The sequence below is a fragment of the Candidatus Sulfotelmatobacter sp. genome (assembly GCA_035504415.1).
Lineage (GTDB): Bacteria > Vulcanimicrobiota > Vulcanimicrobiia > Vulcanimicrobiales > Vulcanimicrobiaceae > Vulcanimicrobium.
This window is the reverse complement of record DATJRY010000011.1, coordinates 619,235-642,113: the sequence shown is the minus strand read 5'-3', so window position 1 is coordinate 642,113 and position 22,879 is coordinate 619,235. Positions and strand designations below refer to the sequence as shown.

Below are 22,879 nucleotides of genomic sequence, written 5' to 3'. Positions count from 1 at the left end.
TCCAGTCAGGAACGGACGGGTGCGGCGCCGCTGATCAGGCGCGTCTTCGACCAGCGCTCGTAGGGCTGGATGTGCCGGAAGATCGAGAACCAGCCGAAGACCATGAACAGGCTGATCGTCATCCCCACGTACCGGCTGAACGCGGCGCCCAGGCCGATGCGCACGTGCCGCTCGGGGCCGGTCACGCGCAGGTCGGAGACCATCATCCCGAAGGTCTGGCCGACGAGCCCGACCAGGATGACGGCGTAGACGAACATCACGATCAACTCCGGCCCCTGGACGGGAGCGAACGTGTACACATGCGCGTGTTGTTGCGCCGCGACGTTCGCCACTTGATGGACGGCCGTCTTGACCGCGGCGGGAACGTCGGAATCGGTGTCGAGATCCTTGAGGTTCGGGGCATAGGTTCGGCCCGACTTGACGGTTTGGATGACGTTGCCGGCGGCCGGCACGAGAATCTGGATGAGGACGACGTCGATCGTCAACGCCCACACGCGCCGCCAGAAGCCGGCGTAGACGGTCTGGCGCTGCTCGAGCTCGACCGGTCGCTGCGCGTTCTGCGCGAAACGCTGCGCCCAGCGCTGGTAGAGCGGATCGCGCGCGAAGCGGTGCAGCGCGGCGATGCGGTTGGTGGCGTAGGGATTCGAGCCGCTCCACTCGCCCATGCGCAGCGAGGGCTCCGCCGAGATCTCACGCAGCTGCTCGGCGAACGCGCCCAGGTCGATCTTGCGGCCGATGTGGCCGAACGACGAGACCGCGATCGCACGCACCGCCGAGTCCAGCGAGCTGCAGCAGAGCAGCCCCACGCGGTCGGCGGTATACTCGATGCGGCGCAGCCACGCGCCGAAGGCGACCGAGACGATGGCGTTCTCGCGTCCGTTGGCGCTCAGCAGCGAGGTGTAGCGGGTGTGGCCGGACGCGATGTGGCCCAGCTCGCGCCCGATCAAGAAGCGCAGCTCGTCGTCGGCGAAATGGTCGACGTACTGCGCCGAGATCACGATCGCGTACGGCTCGCCGATCCCGACCGCGACGCACGGCACGAACGGGTCGTCGCGGATGAACACGTGCGGCACCGGCATCCGCAGCATCCGTGCGCACTCCTCGACGATGGCGTGAACGTGCGCGAACTGCCCGGCATGGACACGCACGCCGCCGCCCAGCAGCCGGCCGCGCGCGAAGGCGACGTAGATCATCGCCAGGACGAGCAGCAGGGCCAGCTCCTGCCAGGTGATCTGGTGTTGGAAGAGCCAGCCCAGGATGACGATCGTGACCGGCAGCGACGCGAGCGTCCAGAAGAACGTCGACCACTCGCCGGGGACTCGCAGCGATTCCGGCCCGGTGAAGGGCGGGGTCTGCGTCACGCGTCTTCCTCCTACTTGAGCATGAAGCCGGTTGACCTAGCTTGGCGATCGTAGGTGAATTTTCCGTCCCGCACCCGGTAGAAGTAGACGTTCGGCGTCAGCGCGTCGCCGTAGGGACCGAAGGTGTAGCTCCCGACCATCGTCGCGTACGGGCCGCCGGTCTGCAGCGCGCGCAGGAGGGCCAGCCGGTTCGACGCGCTGTACCGCTGCGCCGCGGCTTCGATCAGCTGGACGCCGGCGTAACCGAACGCCGCGACCGGGGTGAGCGGGCCGATGTTCTGCTGATAGTTGCGCACGTCTTCTTGGGTGCTCGGTGCCAGCGCCAGATACGGCATGCTGGTCGAGACGATCAGCCCTTCCGCTTCTTTCGCGTACGTCGAGGTCGTGATCGGATCGAAGTAGCCCTGGCTGGCCATGAACTTGCCGGTGTAGCCCTTGGCGATCAGCGCCGGCATGATCGGCCCCATGTCCTCGACGTTGCCGCACATCACCACGCAGTCGGGCTGGTGCGCGAGGATGGTGTTGGCGGCGTCGGCGTAGTCCGGCTTGTCGAACGAGAACTTGGTGCCGACCACGTTCATCTTGAGCGCGCTGGCGCGGCGGATGAAGCCGGCCGCCACGGCCAGGCCGTAGTCGCCGTCCTGCGCGACGACGTGCGGCGCCTTGTAGCCGACTTGCGTGAGCGCGTAGTCGGCCAAGTAGGAGCCTTCGGTCGCGTCCTTGGTGGGGAGCCGGAAGACGTTGCGGTAGCCCTGCTCGGTGATCGAGTCGTCGGTCACCGTCGGCACGATCAGCGGGCAGTTGGCGGTCGCGTACACGCGCAGCGCGTTGTAGGTCGGTGAGACGCCCAGGTGCCCGATGACCGCGATCGTGTCGGGGTTGCCGGTCGCGAAGCCGGCCTGCACGATCGCGTCGGCGGCGGTATCGTGATCGTCGAAGACGTCGATGAGCACGGCCGGCGCGAACGAGCTGCGAAAGCGGTTGAGCTCGTCGGCCGCGCCTTCGGCGCCGCGTGCGAGCTGTTTGCCCAGTGCCGCCGCGTCACCGGAGGTCGGACAGACGACCGCGACGCGAACGCTGGCCGTGTAGAGCTGCACCTGCGCGATCTGCGTTGCGCCGGCGGCGCCGCCCAGGCCGGACAAGAACGTCGAGCGGATCATCGAGTGACGTACGAGGCGAGCGTCGTTGCCAGGAAGGCCACAGAAAACGCCATGTTGGTGAGGAAGACGCGATCGTTGAGCACGAACACGTCTTTCGCGAGTGCGATCAGCCGTTCTTCGTAGAACGTGACCGCCGCCGCCAGCGCGACGCCTGCGTAGTACAGCCACCCGGCCTGCGCGAGATAGCCCGCGCCCAGCAGCGCGATCGTCATCGCGACGTGCAGCACGACCGGCCAGATGCGCGCGTTGCGCGTGCCGAAGCGCACCGGAAACGATCGGACGCCCAGCTCGACGTCCCAATCGACGTCCATCAGCGCGTAGAGGATGTCGAAGCCGGCGACCCACACCGTGACCGCGACGAACAGCAGCAGCGCGGGCGCGGTGATCGTGCCGGCGACCGCGACGTACGCGCCCAGCGGCGCGCACGCGTCGACCGCGCCCAGGACGAAGTGCACCGCCCAGGTGAAGCGCTTGCACAGCGGGTACGCGATCACGCCGACCGCGGCGATCGGCAGCAACTTGACGCACAGCGGGTTGAGCATCACGGCGCTCAGGATCAGCAGCGCGATGCCGACGACGATCGCCCACAGCATCACCGCGGCCGGCAGCTTCCCGCTCGCGACCGCGCGTTTGGCGGTCCGCGGGACCTGCTTGTCGAGGTCGCGGTCGAAGTAGCGGTTCGCCGCCATCGCGGCGGTGCGCGCGCCGACGACCGCCAGCGTGATCCACCACAGCTGCCACCAGCTGGGCAGCCCGCGCGCGGCCATCACCGCGCCGACGTACGCGAACGGCAGCGCGAAGAGCGTGTGCTCGACGCGGATGTCGCGCAAAAACAACTGGACGTACTTCACTCTTTGACTCGCTGGGTGCGCGGGGGGACGTCGTCGGGCGACGCGGGAGGTTCGGCGAGCAGGCGCGCCAGGCGCGCGGGGCCTTGGCCCGACCAGAGGTCGGGCGTCGCGCGGCGCGCGAGATCGTCCAGGCCGTACTCGGCCCAGCGCCGCGCGACCAGCTCGCGCGTCGCCGCGTCGCTGCGAATCTCCGGCGGCCAGTCGCGCGCGTAGCCTTCGTCGCCGCGCTTGCGCGTCGCGTCGATGCCGAGCTTCGTTCCTTGGGCCAGCTCGTACGAGCCGGCATGATCGAGATCGTCGACCGGCCCCGGCATCGTCACCAGGTCGCGGGCCGGATCGACGTTGTTGAACGCGTTCCAGACCACGCCGCGCACGTCGTGCACGTCGACGTCGTGATCGACCACGACGATGCAGCGGGTCAGCATCATCATGTGCCCGAGTCCCCAGAGCGCGTTCATCACCTTCTTGGCCTGGCCCGGATACGACTTGCGCACCGCCACGATGACCAAGTTGTGGAAGCCGCCCTCGACCGGCAGGTTGTAGTCGACGATCTCGGGGACGACCATCTGCAGCAGCGGTAGGAAGATGCGTTCGGTGGCCTTCCCGAGCCAGGCGTCTTCCATCGGCGGCTTGCCGACCACCGTCGCGCCCCAAATCGCGTCGCGCCGGTGGGTGATCGCGCTGACGTGCAGCGTCGGGTACAGATCGGCGTGGCTGTAGACCCCGGTGTGATCGCCGAACGGGCCTTCGACCCGCAGGTCTTCGTTGTCGACCCAGCCTTCGATGACGAAGTCGGCGTCGGCCGGCACGTCGAGATCGACGGTCAGCGCTTTGGTCAAGCGAATCGGCGCGCCGCGCAAGTAGCCCGCGAACGCCAGCTCGTCGACGATCGGCGGCAGCGGCGCGGTCGCGGCGTAGGTCAGCGCCGGATCGCCGCCGACCGCGATCGCGACCGGGATGCGCCGCCCCCACTTGTCCGCGTGCGCGCGTCCCTGCTTGTGGCGCTGCCAGTGCATCCCAGCCGTCGTCGCGTCGTAGATCTGCACGCGATACATGCCGACGTTCGGCCGCCGCGTCTGCGGGTCGACGGTGAACACGAGCGGCAGCGTGATGAACGGTCCGCCGTCGAGCGGCCAGGTGGTGAGCGCCGGCAGCGCGCGCAGGTCGGGCGGGTCGAGCACGACCTGCTGCACCGGCGCTTGCGCGACGTGCTTCGGCTTCGCGCTCAATCCCGCGTGCGCGAGCGCCGCGAGCCGGCCCAGCTTGCCGCCCAGCGAGTCGGGCATGCCCAGATCGATCGTGCGGCGCAGCCGCTGCTCGACCTCGCGCAGCGTCGTCGCACCCAGCGCCATCGCCGTGCGCCGCTCGGTCCCGAACTGGTTGGTGAGCACCGGGAAGCGCGAACCGCGCACGTTGCGGAACAGCAGCGCCGGGCCGCCGGCCTTGACGACCCGGTCGGTGATCTCGGCGATCTCCAGCCGCGGGTCGACCTCGACGTCGACGGTGGCGAGCTGACCGGCGTCGCGCAGGGCTCGCGTGAACGCCGCCAGCGATTCGAAGGGCATCCGTCGAAGCTTGGACGCGGCATGGCACAGTTCATCGCGCTCTTGCGCCGCGACTACGACCGTTTCCGCGAAGAGGACTTCGCGCCTTGGCTCGAGCCGGAGGCCGAGCGAGCGCGCGAGCTCCACGCGCAGGGCATCTCCCGCCAGATCTGGAGCCGCAAGGACGTCCCCGGCGCGGCGATGATCCTGGAGGCCGACTCGGTGGACGCGTGCCACGCCGCGATCGGCACGCTGCCGCTCATCCAGAAGGGGATGCTGATCCTCGAGGCCCTGGTCCCGGTCGGTCCCTACCGCGGCTTCGCCCCGCGGGGCTAAGCGGGCAATACCAGCAGTACCGAGGCTTCGGGGTGGCCGGCGCGGGCCAGGAAGCTCTCGGCGGTCGGGTTGCCGGCGGCCCACCAGCCGGCCGGGAAGGGCACCGTCGCGGCGACGATCGCGTCGTCGCGCCGCAGGCGCACGTGCTGGCTCTCGACCGGGCCGTCGATCCCGGTACCGAGTGCGACCGCGTGTCCGTGCAGCGGGTGCAGCGCGCCGGCGCCATCGACCACCGCGACGTGCATTTGCGCGGCGCCCGCGCCGGCGTAGGTGATCTCCTCGCCGGCCGGGTCGATGGCGATCAGCAGCATCGCCGCGGCGAGGTCGTCGTCGCGGTGCTCGTGGGCGTGCTTGCGCACGATCGTGTCGAGCGCGACCAGCGTGGTGCCGAGCGCTTTGCGCGAGGTCAGCAGCGCGTGCGCGCCGGTGCGCAACAGGTCGGCGACGACGATCGGGTCTTGGCCGGCCAGGACGGCCGCCAGCGCGCCGATCGTCGCGCCGTCCGCCGCGCGCCACGTGTGTGCGAAGGTCGGCCCGTACTTGCGGCCGTGACTGGCGTGCGAGGCGACGTCGACGCGCATCACGGTACTCCGGCCGGCTGCGCGCAGTGCGCCAGCGCCAACTCGCGCAACGTGCCCTTGGCGACCTTGTTGGTGGCCGTCATCGGCAACGCGTCGAGCACCAGCAGATGCTCGGGCCACTTGTACTTCGCGATCCCGCGCGCGTCGAGGAACGCGGCGACGTCCGTCGGCACGAGCGCCGCGTCGGGGTGCAGCTCGACGATCAGACAGGCTTTTTCGCCGAGCCGCGCGTCGGGGACCGCGACGACGGCGCAGCGCCGGATCGCCGGATGGTCGCTCAGCGCGCTCTCCAGCTCGACGACGCCGATCTTGAAGCCGCCGCGGTTGACGATGTCCTTGGCGCGCCCGTCGAAGCGCACGACTCCGTCTGCGTCGCGCGAGGCCAGATCGCCGGTGCGCAGCCAGCCGTCGGCGGTCACCGCCGACGCGGTCTTGTCGGCGGCGCGGTAGTAGCCGCGGAACAGATCGGCGCGCCGGTACCACAGCTCACCGGTCTCGCCCGCGGCCGCTTCGCTGCCGTCCTCGCGTGCGATGCGCACCTGCGCGTGCGCGATCGGCAGCCCGATCGCGCCGGGCACCGCGAGCGGATCGCGGCCGTAGGTGGTGATCCCGCCGCCCAGCTCGCTCATCCCCCAGTGCACGGTGACGTCGGCGCCGAACGCCGCGCGCAATTTGCCGACCAGCTCGGCGCCGACGGCGGCGCCGGCGGTGCGGATCTCGCGCACCTGCACGCGCGGCGCATCGGACGCGGCGGCGAGCAGGTCGACCAGCTGCGCCGGCACGGCCCACGCGCGCGTCGCACCTTCGTTCGCGGCCAAGGCGAGAAACGCGCGGGCCTCGAAACGGCGCAGCGCGAGCAGCGTCGCGCCGGCGAGCAGCGCCAGGTGCAGTCCGAGCAGACCGAACAGGTGCGTGTAGCCGCTGCCGACGATCATCACCTCGCCGGGCTGCGTGCCGGTCTCCTCGCGGAACGCCTGCGCGTTCGAGAGCAGCCCGTCGTGCGCGTGCATGCAGAGTTTGGGCGCCGGCGACTCGGTGCCGCTGGTCGGCACCAGCGCGAACGGCGCGTCGGGATCGATGCGCGCGGGTCGTGCGCGCGCCGGGCCGACGCGGCCGTCGATCGCGAACGCCGCCGTGTCGTAGTCGACCTGCACGAGCGCGAGCAACGCCGGCAGCTCGCCGCGCCGCGCGGCCAGCGTGCTCGCGCTCTCGCCGGCGAGCACGCACGCGACGGCGTCGGTCGCCGCCAGCAGCTGCACCAGCTCGGCGGCGCGATAGGGCGCGTGCAGCGGCAGCGTCACCGCGCCCAGGTCCGCCAGCGCGAGGTGGGCGATCGCGTAGGCGGCGCTGTTCTGCAGGTGGACGCCGACGACGTCGCCGGCGCCGATGCCGCCGGCGGCCAGCGCGTCCGCCAACGCGACGACGCGCTCGGCGACGTCGCGCCAGGTCAGCCGCAGCGGTCCGTCGACGTAGGCCAGGCCGCCGGGAACGCTTGCCGCCGTCGCCGCCAGCGCGGCGCGTGACGTCAGGCCGCGCAGGGCCGCGCGGTCACCGGCGGGTTCGAACAGGTAGTCGCTGCGGTCCACACGCGGTGCTTCGCCGCCGAGGCCGCCGAGGCGTGCCGCGCGAAGGCCCGACCGGTGACACAACGCCCGACGACCGGCTCGCGCCTGGACGGGCTGCTGGGCTATCACCTGCGCCGGGCCCAGCTGCGGGCCTTCGCCGCCTTCGCCCGCGAGGTCGACGGCCTGAGCCCGATGCTGTTCGGCGTCTTGGCGACGATCGAGGCGCAGCCCGGGATCGGCCAGGGCGAGATCGCCGACGCGCTGGGCGCCGACCGCTCGACGATGGTGCGGCTGGTCGACCAGCTCGAACGCCGCGGGTTAGTCCGTCGCGAGTCGCGTCCGGACGACCGCCGCACGGTCATTCCGACGCTGACGCCCGACGGGCGCGCCGCGCTGGCGGCGGCCACGCCGCAGGTGTTGGCCAGCGAAGAGCTGTTCGCCGCCGACCTCTCGCCCGAGGAGCGCCGCGTGCTCGCGGCGCTCCTGCAGCGCATCTCCGCCGGATAGCGGCTAGTGGTTCGGCGGCGGTGCGAGGTCGTGCCGCATCAGCACGACGTCGCGTTTGCTGCCGTCGTTGCGTGGGATGGCGGCGGCTTTGACGCCGATCTCGGTGAAGCCGGCGATGCGGTAGAGCGCGCGCGCGACGTCGTTGTCGGGGAACACCGCGAGCCGCAGCGCCGTCTTGCCGTTCGCGCGCGCCCACGCCAGCGCTGCTTCGAGCAGCGCGCGTCCGATGCCCTGACCGCGATGGCTGGCCGCGACGACCATCCCCAGCTCCGGCTCGTCGGCGTCGACGCCGAAGACGGTCAGGTCGCCCACGCACGTGCCGGTGTCCTCGGCGATCCACCCGACGCTGCGCCGCGTCAGCAGCGCATCGCGCTGCGCGCGCACGCGCGCGGCGACGTCGAACGGCCACTCGGTCGCGATCCAGCGGCCTTCACGCGCGACCTCGCCCTGCAGCGCGACCACGGCGTCGACGTCGCGCTCGCCCTTGGGGCGAATCTGCACGCCGGCCCTCATCGGCTCACTCGATACCGAGCTTGGCCAGATACGACGGCAAGACGTCTTGCGGCGAGCCGTCGGTGCCGACGGCCAGCCCGTGCCACACGTAGCGCACGACGCCGCTCGCGTCGAGCAAGAAGTCGGTCGGGATCTCGTACTTCATCCCCGCTTGCAGCTGCATGACCGGCGCGATCGTCGCGTCGAGCTCGTCGATCGGATAGATCGCGACCGGAAACGGCAGCGCGTCTTTGGCGATCGCGGCTCGCGCGGCGCCGGGTTCGTCGAGCACGTCGACGCCGAGGAACCGCACGCGTTCGCCGAAGCGCGCGTAGTCGGCCCGCACGAACGGCATCGCCAACTGGCACGGACCGCACCACGAGGCGAACAGGAACACGTAGGTCGGCTCGCCGCGCAGGCTGGCCAGCGAGAGCGGTTGGCCGCCGTCGACGAGCAGCGTGATCGCCGGCGCGGGCTTGCCGACCGCGTCGGCGAGATCGAAGATCGTGGACGGGTGGCGCGCGACGCCGAGGAGCACCAGACCGAGCGCGCACGCCAGGAACGGGCGGAACATGAAGAGAGCCCGTCCTGCGACGAGCTCTCCCGGGATTCCCCTGTCTGCGCCGTTTATTCCGACGGGCGCGGGCGCGGCCGGCGGCGGCGGCGTTCGCCCTCGCCGCTCTCACGGTCGGGACGCGGCGCATCGCCGCGCGGCGCGCCGTTGCGCGCGCCGGCGGGAGCGGGTTCGCCCTCGCGCTCGGCGCGCGGCGCCGGAGCGCCGTTGGAGCCGCCGGTTTCGCCGGTCAGCAGCGCCTTGCGGCTCAGGTTGATGCGGCCTTGCGAGTCGATCTCGATCACCTTGACCATGATCTGGTCACCGATCTTGACGACGTCCTCGACGCGCTCGACGCGCTGCGGCGCGAGCTGCGAGATGTGCACCAGGCCTTCCTTGCCGGGCAGAATCGCGACGAACGCACCGAAGTTCATCAGTCGCGTCACGGTGCCCAGGTAGGTTTCGCCGGCCTTCACTTCCTTGGTGAGCGCCTCGACCATCTGCTTGGCCTTCTCGGCGCCCGCCGCGTTCGCGCCGGCGATGAAGACGCGACCATCGTTCTCGATGTCGATCTTCACGCCGGTGTCGGCGACGATCTTGTTGATGACCTTGCCGCCGGGGCCGATCACGTCCTTGATCTTGTCGGGGTTGATGTTGACCACGATCATGCGCGGCGCGAACTCGGAGAGCTCCTTGCGCGGCTCGGCGATCGTGTCTTTCAACTTGCCGATGATGAACAAGCGCGACTTCTTGGCCTCGGCCAGCGCCTTGCGCATGATCTCGAGCGTGATACCCGCGACCTTGATGTCCATCTGGATCGCAGTGATGCCGTCGGTCGTGCCGGCGACCTTGAAGTCCATCTCGCCCAGCGCGTCCTCGAGCCCCTGGATGTCGGTGAGGATCGCGTAGTCCTTGCCCTTCATGATCAGGCCCATCGCGACGCCCGCGACGTGGCCCTTGATCGGCACGCCCGCATCGAGCAGCGCCAGCGTCGAGCCGCACACCGAGGCCATCGACGAGGAGCCGTTGGACTCGAGCACTTCGCTGATCAGGCGCAGCGTGTAGGGGAACTCGTCCTCGGGCGGCAGCACCGGAACCAGCGCGCGCTCGGCGAGCATGCCGTGACCGATCTCGCGGCGGCCCGGCGAACGCATCGGACGCGTCTCACCGACCGAGTACGGCGGGAAGTTGTAGTAGTGCATGTAGCGCTTGTTGGGGATCGCGAGGATCCCGTCCAGGCGCTGCTCGTCGCTGATCGAGCCCAGCGTCGCGGCGGTGAAGACCTGCGTCTGACCGCGGGTGAACACGCCGGAGCCGTGCACGCGCGGAACGTAGTGCGTCTTGCACCAAATGGGGCGGATCTCGTCGGGCTTGCGGCCGTCGGGGCGGATCTTCTCGTCCACCACCATCGTGCGCAGCTCGTCCTCTTCCATCGCCTTGACGATCTTCTCGAAGTCCTTGTTCTTGGGATCTTCGATCAGCGACTTGACGACGGGGTCCGCCTTCTTCTCGAGCTTCGCCAGCGCGGCTTCGCGCGAGAGGTCGTCGAAGGCGGCGTTGCGCTCTTGCTTGTCGACGACGCGCATCGCCTTGGCGACTTCCTTCTGGAAGTTCTTGCGCATCCACTTGTCGAGCCGCTCGTCGGTCGCGAGCAGCGGGTACTCGCGCTTCGCCTTGCCGGCCTTCTTCGCGAGCTCGTCGATCGCTTTGACGATCTTCTTGATCTCGCCGTGCGCGAACTCGACCGCGCCGAGGAGGTCGTCCTCGCTGATCTCCTTCGCGCCGCCTTCGACCATCATGATGTCGTTGGCGGTGCCGGCGACGACGACTTCCATCCCGCCGGTCTCGTACTGCTCGAGCGTCGGGTTGGTGATGTACTTGCCGTTCTCGTCGCGGCCCACGCGCACGCAGGCGACGTTCTTCTGGAACGGGATGTCGCTGACCGCGAGCGCCGCGCCGGCGGCGATGACCGCGACCGTGTCGCTGTCGAGCTGCGGATCGGTCGAGAGGACGGTCGCGATGATCTGGACGTCATTGCGGAAGCCGTCGGGGAAGAGCGGGCGGATCGGGCGATCGATCTGACGCGCGCTGAGCACGGCGTGCTCCGAGGGACGGCCCTCACGCTTGATGTAGCCGCCCGGGATCTTGCCGGCTGCGTACATCTTCTCTTCGTAGTCGCAGGTGAGGGGGAAGAAATCGATCCCTTCCCGGGGCTTCTCTGACGCCGTCGCGGCGCAGAGGACGACGATTTGATCGCCGTAGCGGACGAGGGCGGAGCCGTTGGCTTGCTTGGCAAGCTCCCCAGTCTCGATGACCAGGCTGCGGCCTCCGATCTCGAGCGAGACGGATTCTGGCACGGGTTCTCCTAAATTTTGCTTCTGTTTTTCGCTTACTTTTCTACTCGTAAACGTGCCCCGCTTCGCCGCGCCCGCAAAACCGGCCTCCGCTCAGCGGGCGGGCACGCGAAAACGAAACGCCGGCGCGTCGTGGACGCACCGGCGTTCTGAGTGAAGCGAGGGGTCGGTTAGCGGCGCAGACCGAGGTCGGCGATGAGCTTGCGGTAGCGCTCGAGGTCCTTGTGCTGCAGGTACGCCAGCAGACGGCGGCGCTGGCCGACCTGCATGAGCAGGCCGCGGCGGCTGTGATGGTCCTTCTTGTGGACCTTGAGATGCTCGGTCAGCTGGTTGATCGACGAGGTCAGGATCGCGATCTGCACGTCGGCCGATCCGGTGTCGTTCGGGCCGCGGCCATACTTGGTGGCCAGCTCGGCCTTGATTTCTTTGGAGACGGGCACGGGAAAACTTGAGCTCCTTTCGACTCGCGCGTCTGCAGGCTCCGTGGGCCCGCGACGGCGACCGACGGATCATACCAGACCCGGCCACCTGCCGCAACGACCGGCAAGACGTGCCCCCGCCGGCGCGGAACGGGGCGGGCGTGAGCGACGACTTCGTGGCGGTGGCGCGCGTGACCGACCTTGCGCCCGGGACCGGGAAAGCAGTGTGGGTCGGGGCGCGCGAGATCGCGCTGTTCAACTCCGGCGGCCGGTACTACGCCTTGGACAACACCTGTCCGCATCAGGGCGGCCCGTTGGCCGAGGGGTGGATCGAGGGCGAGCAGGTGACCTGTCCCTGGCACGCCTGGACGTTTCGGCTCACCGACGGCGGGATGACGCTGGGCGAGTACGCCCGCGTCGCCGCCTACGAGGTCAAGGTCGAGGGCGAGGACGTTCTGGTCAGCCGCACGCCGCGGCCGTCCTGACCGCCTCGGCCGCTCGCGCGCCCCACGGCACCGTCAGCCGCAGCGTCACCGACGAGGGCGGTCCCGCGCGATCGATCGAGGTCAGGTAGTAGCGGTCGGTCAGGTTGTCGACGCCCAGCGCGAGCGAGGTGCCGCTCTTGAACTGATACGTGATTCGCTCGCCGACCAGGAACGCGGTGCCGATCGGCTGCTGCTGCAAGCTGTCGGCGAAGGTCGGACCGCTGTACGAGAGCTCGACCGCGGCCGTCACCGGTCCGGTCGTGCGCTCCACGTCGACCGCGGCGGCTTCGTCGGGGATGTAGGCGAGCCGCTTGCCGATCTGGATCGGCGTCCCTTGGGTGACGCGATCGTGGTTGAGCGCGCCGAACAGACGCACGTCGGCGCACGGACCGCCGCGCCGGTAGTCACCGGTGAACGTGTTGGTCGCGGTCTCGCCGAAGTTCGAACGCATCTGCACCGTCGGTGAGATCGTGCTGAAGCCCAGCGCGTCGTGCACGATCGTGCCGGTGTAGTCGACCGCCAAATGCGAACCGGGCGAGGCGACGTCGAACCCGACCTGTGCGGAGCGGCTGCGCTCGGGCGCCAGATCGGGGTTGTTCTCGTAGAGCGTGGTGCCGATGCGGTAGCTGCGGATCAGCTCGTTGAGGAACGGCGCCCGCAAGCCGGTGCCGTACGCCGCGCGCATCGTCGTCGCCGGCGAGAGGTCGTACTTGGTGTCGAGCCGCGGCGAGATCGCGTTGGCATCGCGCGGTCCGAGCGCGTCGGTGTGCACGGCGTCGTAGCGCGCGCCGAGCACCGCGCCGAAGCGGCCCTCGAACGTGCGCTGCAGCGCGAAGCCGTCGAGGCCTTGCGTCCCGGCGATGTTGCTCTGCGTGACGCCCGCGCCGGAGACCTGATCGTTCCAGCCGCTCACCAGGTGCCGCTCGGCGATCAGCGAGTACGCGCCGCCGGGAACGGGATCGTCCCAGCGCGCGCGCACGCCGGCGTCCGAGGTCGGCACGTACTGCGTGTAGAGCAGCGCGCCCGGATGCGTCGTCGTGTTGTCGGCCAAGTTCGTCAGCTTCGTCTCGCGCGCGAACGCGGTCAGCGCGAAGGTCTGGATCGTGCCGGTCGTCCAGGTCGCGGCCAGCTGGTCCAGGCTGCGCGAGAAGCCGTCGTTGGGTTGACCGTCCTGCTGCGCGTCGGTGCCGACGATGGCGTCGAACGCCAGCGAGTTGCCGGGATCGCTGTGCAGCAGGCGCACGTGCGCGGTGTCCGCGGTCGAGACGCCGGGCCGGTCGATCGATTCTTCGAGGTTGGTCGGCACGACCCCGAAGCTCAGGCGCGTCGACGAAAGCGTGATCGCGCTCGCCCAACTGCCGAAGGCTTGAGTCGAGGACATCACCGCCGTGCCGTGATCTTCGCCGCCGTAGCTGCCCTCGACGACGCCGCCGTCTTGCAGCGAGGGTTGCGTGGTCGTCAGCGAGAGCACGCCGCCGATCGCGCCCGAGCCGTACAGGGCGGAGCCCGGACCGCGCAACAGCTCGCCGCGCGCGATGCTCAGCGGCGCGTACAGATTCCAGTCGACTTGACCGCCGAAACCGTCTTGCGCGGGGATGCCGTCGACGAACAGCGCGCCGCGATCCTGGCCCGCGCCTTCGAACGAGAGCCGCAGCTGCCCGTAGTTGGTGAACGGTGCGTCGCCGCGACTGCGATCGAAGCCCGGCAGCGTGCGCAGCGCGGCGTCGAGCGAGGTCGCGGTCGAGGCCTGCAGCGCGCTCGCGCTGACGACCGACGTCGCTTGCGGCGCTTTGTGCAGCGACTCCGGGCTGCCGGTGACGACCGTGACGTTCCCGATCGACGCGGGCGGCGTCGGGCTGGGGCTCGGACTCGGACTCGGGCCGGCGGTGGCGACGAGCGTGGCGGTCAGCAAGGCGCCGATGAGCGGCATGGCGTTCCTCCCACCCGGCGGGTGGCTGGTAGCCTACGCCAATGCGTCGCGCAGGTCCCCTAACGTGCGCGAGCCGGATGCGAACACGGCGATGCGCAACGCGGTGAGCAGCTCGTCGATCAGCTCGACGACGGCCGCATCGGAGGTCTCGGCGGCTCGCAAGAACGGCAGCGCCAGGCCGACCAGATCGGCGCCGAGCGCGATCGCCTTGGCGACGTGCACGCCATTGCGCACGCCGCCGCTGGCAACCAGCGGGACGCCGGGCAACGCCGCGCGGATCGCGGCCGTCGCGGCCGGCGTCGGGTAGCCCCAGTCGCCGAACGCTTCGGCGATTCGTTCGCGCGACGCGTCGTCGGCGCGTCGTCCCTCGACGAGCGCCCACGAGGTCCCGCCGGCGCCGGCGACGTCGATCGCGGCGACGCCGCACTGCACCAGCCGGGCGGCGGTCGACGGCGCGATGCCCGACCCGACGCTCTTGGCGATGACCGGCACCTCGAGCCGCGCGCACAGCGTCGCGATCGCCGGTTCGAGATTGCGGAAGTTCGTGTCGCCGCCGGGCTGGATCGCTTCTTGCAGAGGGTTGAGATGCAGGTACAAGCCGTTGGCGCCGAGCGTGTCGACCAGCCGGCGCGCGTCGTCGACGGTGACGCCGTAGTTGAACTGTACCGCGCCCAGGTTGGCGAACAGCGCCGCTTTCGGCGCCACCGGCCGCACGTCGAACGTCGCGCGCAGGCGATCGTCCTCGAGCATCGCGCGTCCGCTGCCCAGGCCCAGCGCGATTCCGGCCGCTTCGGCGGCGCGCGCCAAGCGGCGGTTGATCTCGGCGGCGCGGCCGGTGCCGCCGGTCATCGAGGAGATCAGCAGCGGCGCGCGCAGCGGCAGGCCCAGGAAGCTGGTCGCGAGCTCGACGTCCGCCAGCGCCAGCTCGGGCAGCGCCTCGTGGCGCAGGCGCACCCCGTCCCAGCCCGCGTCCAGCCGCGAGGCGACGTCGTCGTGGAGACAGACGTCGAGGTGGCGGGTCTTGCGCGCTTCCGTCGATTCGGCCATCCGCGCCAGGCCTCCGCGCCGCGAGTGGCGATCACCTCCCCGATGGATGCCGCGTCGACGCCCGCCTACGATGGGACGCTGGGAACCGCCGGCGGCCGCGCCTTCGGGGCCGCCCTGGCCGCGCTGGCCGCCGGCCGGGACCTCGACGTGCCCGGCTTGGCCGCCGCGGCCGAGATCGACCCCGACCTGCTGGCGGCGGTCGTCGCCGGCGAAGCGCGTCTGGCGGTGCCGGCCCTGGCCCGTCTGGCCCGGGCGCTCCGGCTGCGCGCGATCGCCTTCCTCCAACAGACCGACCTGTTGGGGCTGGCGACCTACGCCGGCGGGCTGGACCCGCTGTACTTCCTGCCCGACGGCCAGATCCGGTACGACGCGCGCATTTACATGCGCGAGATCAACCCGCGCCACGCCGTCCCCGAGTACGACATGACCAAGCGTAATCCGGTCCTGGCCGGCCTGGCCGGCGACCCCGTTCTCGACCCGCTCGGCAAGCTGGAGCTGGAGCTGGCCTACCTCTTGCGCGCCGCGGTCCAGCAGACCGGCGGCACCCTCTGAGGGCTGGGGCTCGCCAGAGAGGCGGGCTGGGCGCCTGGTGAGAACGCCCCGTCCCCATGGACATCGAAGGGAAACGGATCGCGGCCTTGGTTGGTGACGGCTTCGAGGAATCGGAGCTGGTCGAGCCGCGCCGCGCGCTCGAGGAAGCCGGCGCGGTCGTCACCATCGTCGGCGTCGACGATCGCTCGTTGCAGAAGATCCGCGGCAAGCGCGGCCTGGACGAAGGGCAGAGCGTGAAGGCCGAAGAGCTGGTCGCGGACGTCACCGCGGACGACTTCGATGCGATCCTGATCCCGGGTGGTCAGTCGCCGGATCACATCCGCACCAACAAGGACGTGCAGCGCTTCGTGCGCGAGTTCGACCAGGCGAAGAAGCCGATGTTCGTCATCTGCCACGGACCGCAGGTACTCATCTCGGCCCAACTGGTACGCGGACGCACCCTGACCGGCTTCGCCGCGATCGCCGACGACATCCGCAACGCGGGCGGTCTGTACCGCGATCAGCCGGTCGTGCTCGACGGCAACTGGGTGACCTCGCGCAATCCGGGCGACCTGGTGCTGTTCAACCGCGCCATCGTCGAGAAGCTCGCCGCGCAAAACCAACCGGTCTGACCGGCTTCGGCTGCGCCGAAGCGTTCGCGGTCCTCGCTGCGCTGCGTTCCGCTGCGCTACGCTACTGAGGTGAGCCGCGGGTTGGGGCGCTCGGGGCGCCCCACCTTGTGGCACTCGCGCCAGCCCGCGCCGAGGTCGAGCGCGACGATGTCGGCGGTGAAGTCGAACTCGCCCGCGCGCTTGAAGAACGCGCTGCCGACGGCGTAGGCGTCGACCGGGACGCGCGCCGCCTCGAACGCGTGGATGCGCGGAACGTCGAAGCCGCCGCTCACGACGATCTTGACGTGGCCGAAGCCTTCCGCGTCGAGCGCGCTGCGCACGTTGTGGACCAGCCGCGCGTTGACGCCGGTCGGGTTGAACGTCCCCATCTGCGGGATGACGCTGGCGTCGACGAGCGTCCCCGAGGTGTCGAGCCGCACGCCCCACAGCCGCGTCCCCAGCGCGCGCGCGACCGCCAGCGACGTGCGCACGCAGTCGTTGTCGAAGTCGACCAGCGAGATCACGTTGACGGCCGGATCGATGTACTGCGCGAACTTGCGCGTCGCCAGCACCGTGTCGCCGGCGTAGGCGGCGATCAGCGCGTGCGGGACCGTCCCCATCCCGCGCGAGCCCCACCACTCGGCGTTGGCGTCGGTCGAGACGCCCAGCGCGCCGGAGATGTACGCCGCGTAGCCGTCGCCGGTCTGCACGAGGTGGTGGTCGAAACGCGCGGGGAAGAACAGCACGTCCTTGCCGGCCGCCGCGTCGACGATCGCGCGCGCGTTGCTCGCGATGCGCGTGCGGCGCGCCAGCACGCCGAGATACTCGGTCTCCAGGTGCGCGAAGAGCGCGTAGTCGCCCTCGATCGTCATCACGGTCTCGTACGGACCGATCGCGTCGCCGTCGTAGAGCGCGCGGACCGTCAGCGCGTTCCAGCCCTCGTCCCACCCGCCGTCCGCGGTGCGGCGCCCGCTGCACAGGCGCAAGATCGCCAGCGCTTCGTCGATCCCGCACAGCACGGCCTCGTTGCGCTGGAAGACCTGCATGCGCACGCGCGGATGATAGTCGTCTCGCTCGAGGATCTCGCGCGCCCGGTTGAAGTAGACGTCGGAGTAGTACCCCTCCCGCATCTTCTCGACCGGAAGGTTGAAGATCGAGGCGTCGAGGCGGTGGCGCTCCGTGCCGGGCATGGGGACGCCCTACGCGGGGCCGGACCGAAGTCCTCGCTCGTGGAAGCTCGCCGTCCGCCATGGCCACGCTGACCAACGCCGATATCGCGCGGCTCTTGCGCGAGATCCGAACCCTGATGGAGTTCGCGGGCGAGCCGTTCTTCAAGTTCATGGCCTACGAGCGGGCGGCCGAGACGCTGGAGAACGCCCCGCCGCTGGGCGCGAGCGTCGACGTGGAGGCGCTGACGGCGCTGCCGGGCGTGGGCAAGACCATCGCCGGCCGGATCGCGACCATGGTCGCGACCGGCACCGACCCGTACCTCGAGGAGCTGCGCGGACGCTACCCGGCCACGCTGCTGGAGGTGCTGACCGTCCCCGGGATCGGGATGAAGACCGCCCAGCAGCTGTTCGAACGGCTGGGAGTGGCCTCGCTGGCCGACCTGGACGCCGCGCTGCGCGACGGCGCGATCGCGACCATGCCGCGGCTGGGCGCGAAGTCGATCGAGAACATCCGGCGCGGCGTGCTGGCGGCCAAGGGCCGGGCGCGCCGCACGCCGCTGGGCGTCGCGCTCCCGCTGGCGCACGAGATCATCACGTACTTGCAGCGCATGAGCGACGCCGCCGACTTGACCCCGGCCGGCAGCGTGCGCCGCCAAGAGCCGACCGTCGGCGACATCGACATCATCTGCACCTCGGCCAACGCCGAGACGGTGATCGCCGCCTTCACGGCCTGGGAGCGGGCGGCGTCGGTGCTGGCCGAAGGCCCGACCAAGGCCAGCATCTGGCTCGAAGGCGGACTGCAGATCGACCTGCGCGTGCTGCCGGCGCATCTCTACGGCAACCTCTTGCAGCACTTCACCGGCTCGCGCGAGCACAACATTCAGTTCCGCGAGCTAGCGGTGCGCAAGAACCTGCGGGTGAGCGAGAACGGAATCGTCGACCTGACCGACGGCCGCACCATCACCTCGCGTCACGAAGAGGACGTCTACGCGGCGGTCGGGCTGCCGTACATTCCACCCGAGCTGCGCTTGGGCGTCGGCGAGATCGAGGCCGCCCGCAACGGAACGCTGCCCGAACTGGTCGCGCTGAGCGACCTGCGCGGCGACTTCCACATGCACTCGACCTGGTCCGACGGCCGCGACGCGCTCGACACGATGATCGCCGCCGCCGCCGCGCGCGGCTACGCGTACCACGCCATCAGCGATCACTCGTGGGGCCGGGGCGCGATCGGTCTGAGCCCCGAGAAGCTGCGCGAGCAACGCGCGCAGGTGCGCGCGATCGGCGAGCGCTACGGCGTGCACACGCTGTGCGCGGCCGAAGTCGACATCCGCGCCGACGGCAGCTTGGACTTCGAGGACGCGGTCCTGGCCGAGCTGGACCTGGTGGTCGCTTCGGTCCACTCGGCGATGCAGCAGTCGCGCGAGACGATGACCGCCCGCCTGATCCGCGCCTGCGAGAACCCCTACGTCACCGTGATCGGGCACCCGACCGGCCGCAACGTGGAGACGTTCCCCGGGTACGACTTCGACCACGATGCGGTCTTCGCGGCTGCGGCGCGGACCGGGACGGCGCTCGAGATCGACGGCCAGCCCAAACGGCTGGACCTCCCCAATCCGCTCGCGCGCCACGCGCGTCAATTCGGCGTGACGTTTGCCTGCGACTCGGACGCGCACGGCGTCGCCGACCTGGCCAACGTGTCCTTCGCGGTCGGTCAGGCGCGCCGCGCCTGGATCGGCCCGGCCGAGGTGCTCAACGCCCGGCCGCTCGAGGAAGTCTTGGCCTTCGTGCAGGCGAAGCGCTCGCGGAGAGCTTGATGGCGAAACGACCGCCGGTCCCCGCGGACGAAGAGCGGCGACTGGCCGCCCTCCACGAGTACGAGCTCCTCGACAGCCCGCCCGAGGCGGTTTTCGACGCGCTCACGCGGGTGGCGCAGGAGACCTGCGGGGCGCCGGTCGCGCAGATCAACCTGATCGACCACGCGCGCCAATGGACCAAGTCGTGGGCCGGCATCGAGAGCCCCGAGGTGCCGCGCGACCTCTCGTTCTGCGCCCACACCGTGGCCGGCGCGGGGCTGCTCGAAGTCGCCGACACGCACGAGGACGCGCGCTTCGTCGACCATCCGTTCGTGACCGGCGGCCCGGAGGTGCGCTTCTACGCCGGCGTGCCGCTGCGTTCGTCGGACGGCCACGCGATCGGTGCGCTGTGCGTCGCCGACGTCAAGCCGCGCACGCTCGAGCCGCACCAGCGGGCGGCGCTCGAAGCGATCGCCGCGGCCGTCGTCCAGGAGTTCGAAGCCCGGCGCACGCTGCTGCGGCTGTTCGACTCCTCGCACACCGAGCTGTACCACGTCGACTTGGGCTCGCGGCACGTCGTCTTCGCCAGCGAGGCCGCGCGCCGCAACCTGGGGTACTCGCTCGACGAGTTGCACGCGCTCCCGCTCGCGCAGCTGTTGCCCGCGCTCGAAGCCGACGGGGAGCTCGACGCGCGTCTGCGCGAGCTGCACGCGGCGCCCGACCGCCGCCTGACGATGCGCACGACCGCGCGGCGCAAGGACGGCAGCACCTATCCGATCGAGCTGCGGCTCGAGCTGATGCACGCCCGCGGTCACGAGTTCGCGATGGCGGTCGCGACCGACTTGACCGAGCGCGAGCAGGCTCAAGAGCGCATCAACCTGCTCTCGACCGCGATCGAGGCGGCGCACGATCCGATCCTGATCACCAAACCGTCGGCCGATCCCGACCAGAGCTCGACGGTCGTCTACGCCAACGAAGCGTTTCTGCGCCAAATGGGCTATCCGGCCGATCGCGTGCTGGGGCGCCGCGTCGACACCTTCTTCGGCGCGCGCACCGACATGGTCAGCATCGACGCCGCCCGTCACGAGCTGCTGAACGGACGGCCGGTGCGGATCGAGTTCATCTCGTACCGCGCCGACGGCTCGACCTGGCATGCCGAGGCCAGCGTGCGACCGTTGCCCGACGAGGACGGCCGCACGGCGTACTTCGTCATGGTGCTGCGCGACGTGACCGAGCAGGTGCTGCGCGGCGTGCAGCTGGCCATGCAGAACGAACGGTTGACCGCGATCACCTCGATCGCGCGCACGCTGTTCGCCTCGCTCGAGCCGACGCTGCTGGTCGAGGCGCTGCTCGGCGGCGTTCGTCAGCTGGTCGACGGCCGCGCGACGCTCTACGTTCCCGGCACGCGCGGCGGCTTCGTCGCTACCAGCGATTTGGCGCCCGATCACGACACCGCGACCGGCGACCCGTTCGTATCGCTGGCCTCGCGCACCGACGTGGCGGTGCTCGACGAGGCCGAGCAGCGGGTGGCGGTGCGCATCGTCGGCTCGGGCGGCGGCACGGCCTACGTGCTCGACGTCCAGCGGCAGACGCGTTTCACCACGGCCGACGTCTTCGCGCTAGGTCTGCTCGGTCAATACTTCGGCGTGGCCGCGCGCAACGTCGAGCTGTACCAAGAGCTGGCCGCGCGCCGCGACGCCGTGGTCGAGCTCAACCAGGTCAAGAACGATCTGATCGCGATGCTGGCGCACGACTTCAAGGGCCCGCTGACGACGATCGTCGGCTTCGCCGACGTATTGGCCGACGACGACCGCTTCGACGCCGAGTCGCGGCAGTATCTGGGCATGATCTCCTCGAGCGCGATGCGCTTGGCGGCGCTGGCGACCGACACGCTCGCGCTCTCACGGCTCGAGCAGAATGAGCTCGCGCTGACCCTGGACGAAGTCGACTTCGGCGCGATCGTGCGCGAGGTGGTGCGCGTGCTGGGCGTCACCCGGCCGATCGAGCTGCGCGTGCAAGGCGATCGGCTGTCGGTCTACGGCGACGCCAGCCGCTTGCGCCAAGTCATCGAGAATCTGATCGGCAACGCGATCAAGTATTCGCCCGGGGGCGAGCCCGTCGAGGTGACGGTGCGCGCGCGCAACAAGCACGTCGAGCTGGCCGTGCGCGATCGCGGCATCGGGATTCCGGAGAACGAGCGCGCCAAGCTGTTCGGGCGTTTCGCGCGCGCCAGCAACGCGCGCGCGCTCGGCATCGCGGGGACCGGCTTCGGTCTGTACCTGACCAAGACGATCGTCGACATGCACGGCGGCTCGATCGAGGTCGAGTCGGCCGAAGGGCAGGGCGCGACCTTCCGCGTCGCGATCCCCACGCGCGCGGTCACGCGCGCGGCACCCTCGCTGCGCCTGGCGCTGCTCGACACCGACGGCGACGCGCGCTCGTACATCGCGCACACGCTGCGCGACGACGGCGCGGCCGTCACCGTCGCGACCAGCGGCGAAGAGCTGCTGCGCGTCCTGGCCGAAGGCCGTTTCGACGCCGCGGTGGTCGACGGCGATCGCCTCGAGCTCCAGCCGGGCGTCTTTCTCCGCCGCGCGGGCGCGCGCGTACCGCTGATCTGGCTCGGACTGCGTTTCCCCGCCGAACGCGGCGGCTGGTCGGCGTTCTTGACCAAGCCGTTCTTGATGAAGGATCTCTACGGCGCGGTGCGCACCTCGCTCGACGGCACCTCGCACGCGACCTCGGCCTGACGTCAGCTCGGCGCCGGCGAAGCGGACGCGGCCGGCGCCGGGCTGGGCGCGGCAGCCGCGAGCGCGTCGGCGCGCTGCTGTTCGAGCCACTCGACGGTCGACTCGTCGTAGTGCCACGAATACAGACAGCCGTTGGGATCGAAGACGATGGTGGTCGGCAGGACGCCCTTGGGCGTCAGCGCGTCGAGGAAGCCGCCATTTTCGTCCATCGCGATGCGATAGGGGATGGCGAAGCGCTTGCGCCAGGCGCGCACGGTGTCGTCGCGCTCCTGGACGTCGACCGCCAGCACGACCGTGTCCGGATGCGCGTTCGCGAAGGTGACGAAGGCGGGCTGTTCCTCGACGCACGCCGGGCACCAGGTCGCGAAGAAAGTGGCCACCACGACGGAGCCGCGGTGATCGGCCAAGTGGAAGTCGGGACCGTCGAGCACCCGAATCCGCCAGTTCGTCGGCACCCCGAGCTTGAGCGAGGGTGGGCGATTCGAACCGTCGTTGGGCAAGATGACCGCGACCAGGCCGGTCAGGAACTCCGCGCGACCGAGCATGGGCGGAAATTAGCCACTTCGCCGTTCCCTCGCCTGCTGGCGTACGCGGCGGCAATTTGGTATACCACGAAATAGGAGAGCACCGATGGACGAGCGCAGACCGCCCGAGCGGGCGGAAGAGGGCGAGAACGTCGTCGGCCGCCCGGCCGTCGAACGGCCGACCACGGCGTTTCACGCGCCGACCGAGACGGCGGCCGAGGAGCGCGAGCCGTTCAACGCGGAGGAAGCGCTGCGCGAGGGCGGCAGTTTTGACGGGCTCGGCCCCGATGGCAGCGCCGAGCGCGAGGAGTAGCGG

General features: G+C 70.4%; 22 protein-coding genes. 8 read left to right on the top strand and 14 right to left on the bottom strand.

The features are described from left to right. Positions 1 to 5 precede the first annotated feature (5 nt). The 4 genes from VMD91_09370 to VMD91_09355 are packed head-to-tail and all read right to left on the bottom strand — an operon-like array spanning position 6 to position 4,937. Positions 6 to 1,361, bottom strand: coding sequence for a M48 family metalloprotease (locus VMD91_09370; GenBank protein HTW84263.1), 1,356 nt, complete (start codon positions 1,359 to 1,361; stop codon positions 6 to 8). Between the two features lie 11 nt (positions 1,362 to 1,372). Next, positions 1,373 to 2,521, bottom strand: a complete 1,149-nt coding sequence (locus VMD91_09365) for a branched-chain amino acid ABC transporter substrate-binding protein (GenBank protein HTW84262.1) — start codon at positions 2,519 to 2,521, stop codon at positions 1,373 to 1,375. Next, positions 2,518 to 3,351 (bottom strand): 4-hydroxybenzoate octaprenyltransferase, encoded by an 834-nt coding sequence (locus VMD91_09360; protein HTW84261.1) that lies wholly within the window; start codon positions 3,349 to 3,351, stop codon positions 2,518 to 2,520. The genes VMD91_09365 and VMD91_09360 overlap by 4 nt, the downstream gene beginning before the upstream one ends. 17 nt (positions 3,352 to 3,368) lie before the next feature. Beyond that, the gene (locus tag VMD91_09355; GenBank protein ID HTW84260.1) at positions 3,369 to 4,937 is read right to left on the bottom strand and encodes a menaquinone biosynthesis decarboxylase; all 1,569 of its coding nucleotides are present in this window, start codon (positions 4,935 to 4,937) and stop codon (positions 3,369 to 3,371) included. Positions 4,938 to 4,958: 21 nt separating this feature from the next. Between VMD91_09355 and VMD91_09350 the strand changes: the two genes are divergently transcribed. Next, complete coding sequence (locus tag VMD91_09350; GenBank protein HTW84259.1) at positions 4,959 to 5,252, top strand: hypothetical protein; 294 nt, start codon at positions 4,959 to 4,961, stop codon at positions 5,250 to 5,252. On the opposite strand, the gene VMD91_09345 is transcribed toward VMD91_09350, so the two are convergent. Continuing rightward, the gene (locus tag VMD91_09345; GenBank protein HTW84258.1) at positions 5,249 to 5,833 is read right to left on the bottom strand and encodes a SpoIIE family protein phosphatase; all 585 of its coding nucleotides are present in this window, start codon (positions 5,831 to 5,833) and stop codon (positions 5,249 to 5,251) included. The two genes, VMD91_09350 and VMD91_09345, sit on opposite strands and share 4 nt — an antisense overlap. Further along, entirely contained in the window at positions 5,833 to 7,419 is a 1,587-nt protein-coding gene (locus tag VMD91_09340; GenBank protein ID HTW84257.1) for a class I adenylate-forming enzyme family protein, read from the bottom strand. The genes VMD91_09345 and VMD91_09340 overlap by 1 nt, the downstream gene beginning before the upstream one ends. Before the next feature lie 54 nt (positions 7,420 to 7,473). Here VMD91_09340 and VMD91_09335 point away from each other — a divergent pair, with 54 nt between their 5' ends. Continuing rightward, positions 7,474 to 7,905: a MarR family transcriptional regulator gene (locus tag VMD91_09335; GenBank protein HTW84256.1), complete on the top strand. Its 432-nt coding sequence runs from the start codon at positions 7,474 to 7,476 to the stop codon at positions 7,903 to 7,905. Positions 7,906 to 7,908: 3 nt separating this feature from the next. On the opposite strand, the gene VMD91_09330 is transcribed toward VMD91_09335, so the two are convergent. From VMD91_09330 to rpsO, 4 genes are all read right to left on the bottom strand, one after another. Beyond that, positions 7,909 to 8,418 carry a GNAT family N-acetyltransferase gene (locus VMD91_09330; GenBank protein ID HTW84255.1) on the bottom strand — a complete coding sequence of 170 codons (510 nt, stop codon included), beginning with the start codon at positions 8,416 to 8,418 and terminating at the stop codon, positions 7,909 to 7,911. Between the two features lie 4 nt (positions 8,419 to 8,422). Next, positions 8,423 to 8,971 (bottom strand): TlpA disulfide reductase family protein, encoded by a 549-nt coding sequence (locus VMD91_09325; GenBank protein HTW84254.1) that lies wholly within the window; start codon positions 8,969 to 8,971, stop codon positions 8,423 to 8,425. A gap of 53 nt (positions 8,972 to 9,024) precedes the next feature. Further along, positions 9,025 to 11,307: a polyribonucleotide nucleotidyltransferase gene (gene pnp / locus VMD91_09320; protein ID HTW84253.1), complete on the bottom strand. Its 2,283-nt coding sequence runs from the start codon at positions 11,305 to 11,307 to the stop codon at positions 9,025 to 9,027. Positions 11,308 to 11,474: 167 nt separating this feature from the next. Next, on the bottom strand, positions 11,475 to 11,744 hold the full coding sequence (gene rpsO / locus VMD91_09315) for a 30S ribosomal protein S15 (GenBank protein ID HTW84252.1): 270 nt from the start codon (positions 11,742 to 11,744) through the stop codon (positions 11,475 to 11,477). Between the two features lie 140 nt (positions 11,745 to 11,884). Between rpsO and nirD the strand changes: the two genes are divergently transcribed. Then, positions 11,885 to 12,208 (top strand): nitrite reductase small subunit NirD, encoded by a 324-nt coding sequence (gene nirD / locus VMD91_09310; GenBank protein HTW84251.1) that lies wholly within the window; start codon positions 11,885 to 11,887, stop codon positions 12,206 to 12,208. Here nirD and VMD91_09305 read toward each other — a convergent pair. Continuing rightward, on the bottom strand, positions 12,183 to 14,138 hold the full coding sequence (locus VMD91_09305; GenBank protein ID HTW84250.1) for a TonB-dependent receptor: 1,956 nt from the start codon (positions 14,136 to 14,138) through the stop codon (positions 12,183 to 12,185). The two genes, nirD and VMD91_09305, sit on opposite strands and share 26 nt — an antisense overlap. A gap of 33 nt (positions 14,139 to 14,171) precedes the next feature. Further along, positions 14,172 to 15,185 (bottom strand): type 2 isopentenyl-diphosphate Delta-isomerase, encoded by a 1,014-nt coding sequence (fni, locus tag VMD91_09300; GenBank protein ID HTW84249.1) that lies wholly within the window; start codon positions 15,183 to 15,185, stop codon positions 14,172 to 14,174. 24 nt (positions 15,186 to 15,209) lie between these two features. Here fni and VMD91_09295 point away from each other — a divergent pair, with 24 nt between their 5' ends. Then, on the top strand, positions 15,210 to 15,737 hold the full coding sequence (locus tag VMD91_09295) for a hypothetical protein (GenBank protein HTW84248.1): 528 nt from the start codon (positions 15,210 to 15,212) through the stop codon (positions 15,735 to 15,737). 56 nt (positions 15,738 to 15,793) lie between these two features. Beyond that, positions 15,794 to 16,348, top strand: coding sequence for a type 1 glutamine amidotransferase domain-containing protein (locus VMD91_09290; GenBank protein ID HTW84247.1), 555 nt, complete (start codon positions 15,794 to 15,796; stop codon positions 16,346 to 16,348). 56 nt (positions 16,349 to 16,404) lie between these two features. Here the strand turns inward: VMD91_09290 and VMD91_09285 are convergent, their stop codons facing one another. Next, the gene (locus VMD91_09285) at positions 16,405 to 17,517 is read right to left on the bottom strand and encodes a hypothetical protein (GenBank protein HTW84246.1); all 1,113 of its coding nucleotides are present in this window, start codon (positions 17,515 to 17,517) and stop codon (positions 16,405 to 16,407) included. A 59-nt stretch (positions 17,518 to 17,576) separates the two neighbouring features. Here VMD91_09285 and polX point away from each other — a divergent pair, with 59 nt between their 5' ends. Both polX and VMD91_09275 read left to right on the top strand, forming a co-directional pair. Continuing rightward, positions 17,577 to 19,310: a DNA polymerase/3'-5' exonuclease PolX gene (gene polX, locus VMD91_09280; protein HTW84245.1), complete on the top strand. Its 1,734-nt coding sequence runs from the start codon at positions 17,577 to 17,579 to the stop codon at positions 19,308 to 19,310. Continuing rightward, entirely contained in the window at positions 19,310 to 22,039 is a 2,730-nt protein-coding gene (locus VMD91_09275) for an ATP-binding protein (protein HTW84244.1), read from the top strand. Before polX ends, VMD91_09275 begins: the two co-directional genes overlap by 1 nt. Positions 22,040 to 22,041: 2 nt before the next feature. Here VMD91_09275 and VMD91_09270 read toward each other — a convergent pair whose 3' ends face one another. Continuing rightward, positions 22,042 to 22,584 carry a TlpA disulfide reductase family protein gene (locus VMD91_09270; protein ID HTW84243.1) on the bottom strand — a complete coding sequence of 181 codons (543 nt, stop codon included), beginning with the start codon at positions 22,582 to 22,584 and terminating at the stop codon, positions 22,042 to 22,044. Positions 22,585 to 22,669: 85 nt separating this feature from the next. Here VMD91_09270 and VMD91_09265 point away from each other — a divergent pair, with 85 nt between their 5' ends. Then, on the top strand, positions 22,670 to 22,876 hold the full coding sequence (locus VMD91_09265; GenBank protein HTW84242.1) for a hypothetical protein: 207 nt from the start codon (positions 22,670 to 22,672) through the stop codon (positions 22,874 to 22,876). The last annotated feature ends 3 nt before the right edge of the window (positions 22,877 to 22,879 follow it).

Bases quoted from the DNA above. Each gene is read 5' to 3' on its own strand.
- VMD91_09265 (HTW84242.1), top strand. From the start codon at position 22,670: ATGGACGAGCGCAGACCGCCCGAGCGGGCGGAAGAGGGCGAGAACGTC.
- VMD91_09285 (HTW84246.1), bottom strand. From the start codon at position 17,517: ATGCCCGGCACGGAGCGCCACCGCCTCGACGCCTCGATCTTCAACCTT.
- polX (HTW84245.1), top strand. From the start codon at position 17,577: ATGGCCACGCTGACCAACGCCGATATCGCGCGGCTCTTGCGCGAGATC.
- VMD91_09355 (HTW84260.1), bottom strand. From the start codon at position 4,937: ATGCCCTTCGAATCGCTGGCGGCGTTCACGCGAGCCCTGCGCGACGCC.
- VMD91_09350 (HTW84259.1), top strand. From the start codon at position 4,959: ATGGCACAGTTCATCGCGCTCTTGCGCCGCGACTACGACCGTTTCCGC.
- fni (HTW84249.1), bottom strand. From the start codon at position 15,185: ATGGCCGAATCGACGGAAGCGCGCAAGACCCGCCACCTCGACGTCTGT.
- VMD91_09365 (HTW84262.1), bottom strand. From the start codon at position 2,521: ATGATCCGCTCGACGTTCTTGTCCGGCCTGGGCGGCGCCGCCGGCGCA.
- VMD91_09270 (HTW84243.1), bottom strand. From the start codon at position 22,584: ATGCTCGGTCGCGCGGAGTTCCTGACCGGCCTGGTCGCGGTCATCTTG.
- VMD91_09345 (HTW84258.1), bottom strand. From the start codon at position 5,833: ATGCGCGTCGACGTCGCCTCGCACGCCAGTCACGGCCGCAAGTACGGG.
- VMD91_09330 (HTW84255.1), bottom strand. From the start codon at position 8,418: ATGAGGGCCGGCGTGCAGATTCGCCCCAAGGGCGAGCGCGACGTCGAC.
- VMD91_09290 (HTW84247.1), top strand. From the start codon at position 15,794: ATGGACATCGAAGGGAAACGGATCGCGGCCTTGGTTGGTGACGGCTTC.
- VMD91_09305 (HTW84250.1), bottom strand. From the start codon at position 14,138: ATGCCGCTCATCGGCGCCTTGCTGACCGCCACGCTCGTCGCCACCGCC.
- VMD91_09325 (HTW84254.1), bottom strand. From the start codon at position 8,971: ATGTTCCGCCCGTTCCTGGCGTGCGCGCTCGGTCTGGTGCTCCTCGGC.
- VMD91_09275 (HTW84244.1), top strand. From the start codon at position 19,310: ATGGCGAAACGACCGCCGGTCCCCGCGGACGAAGAGCGGCGACTGGCC.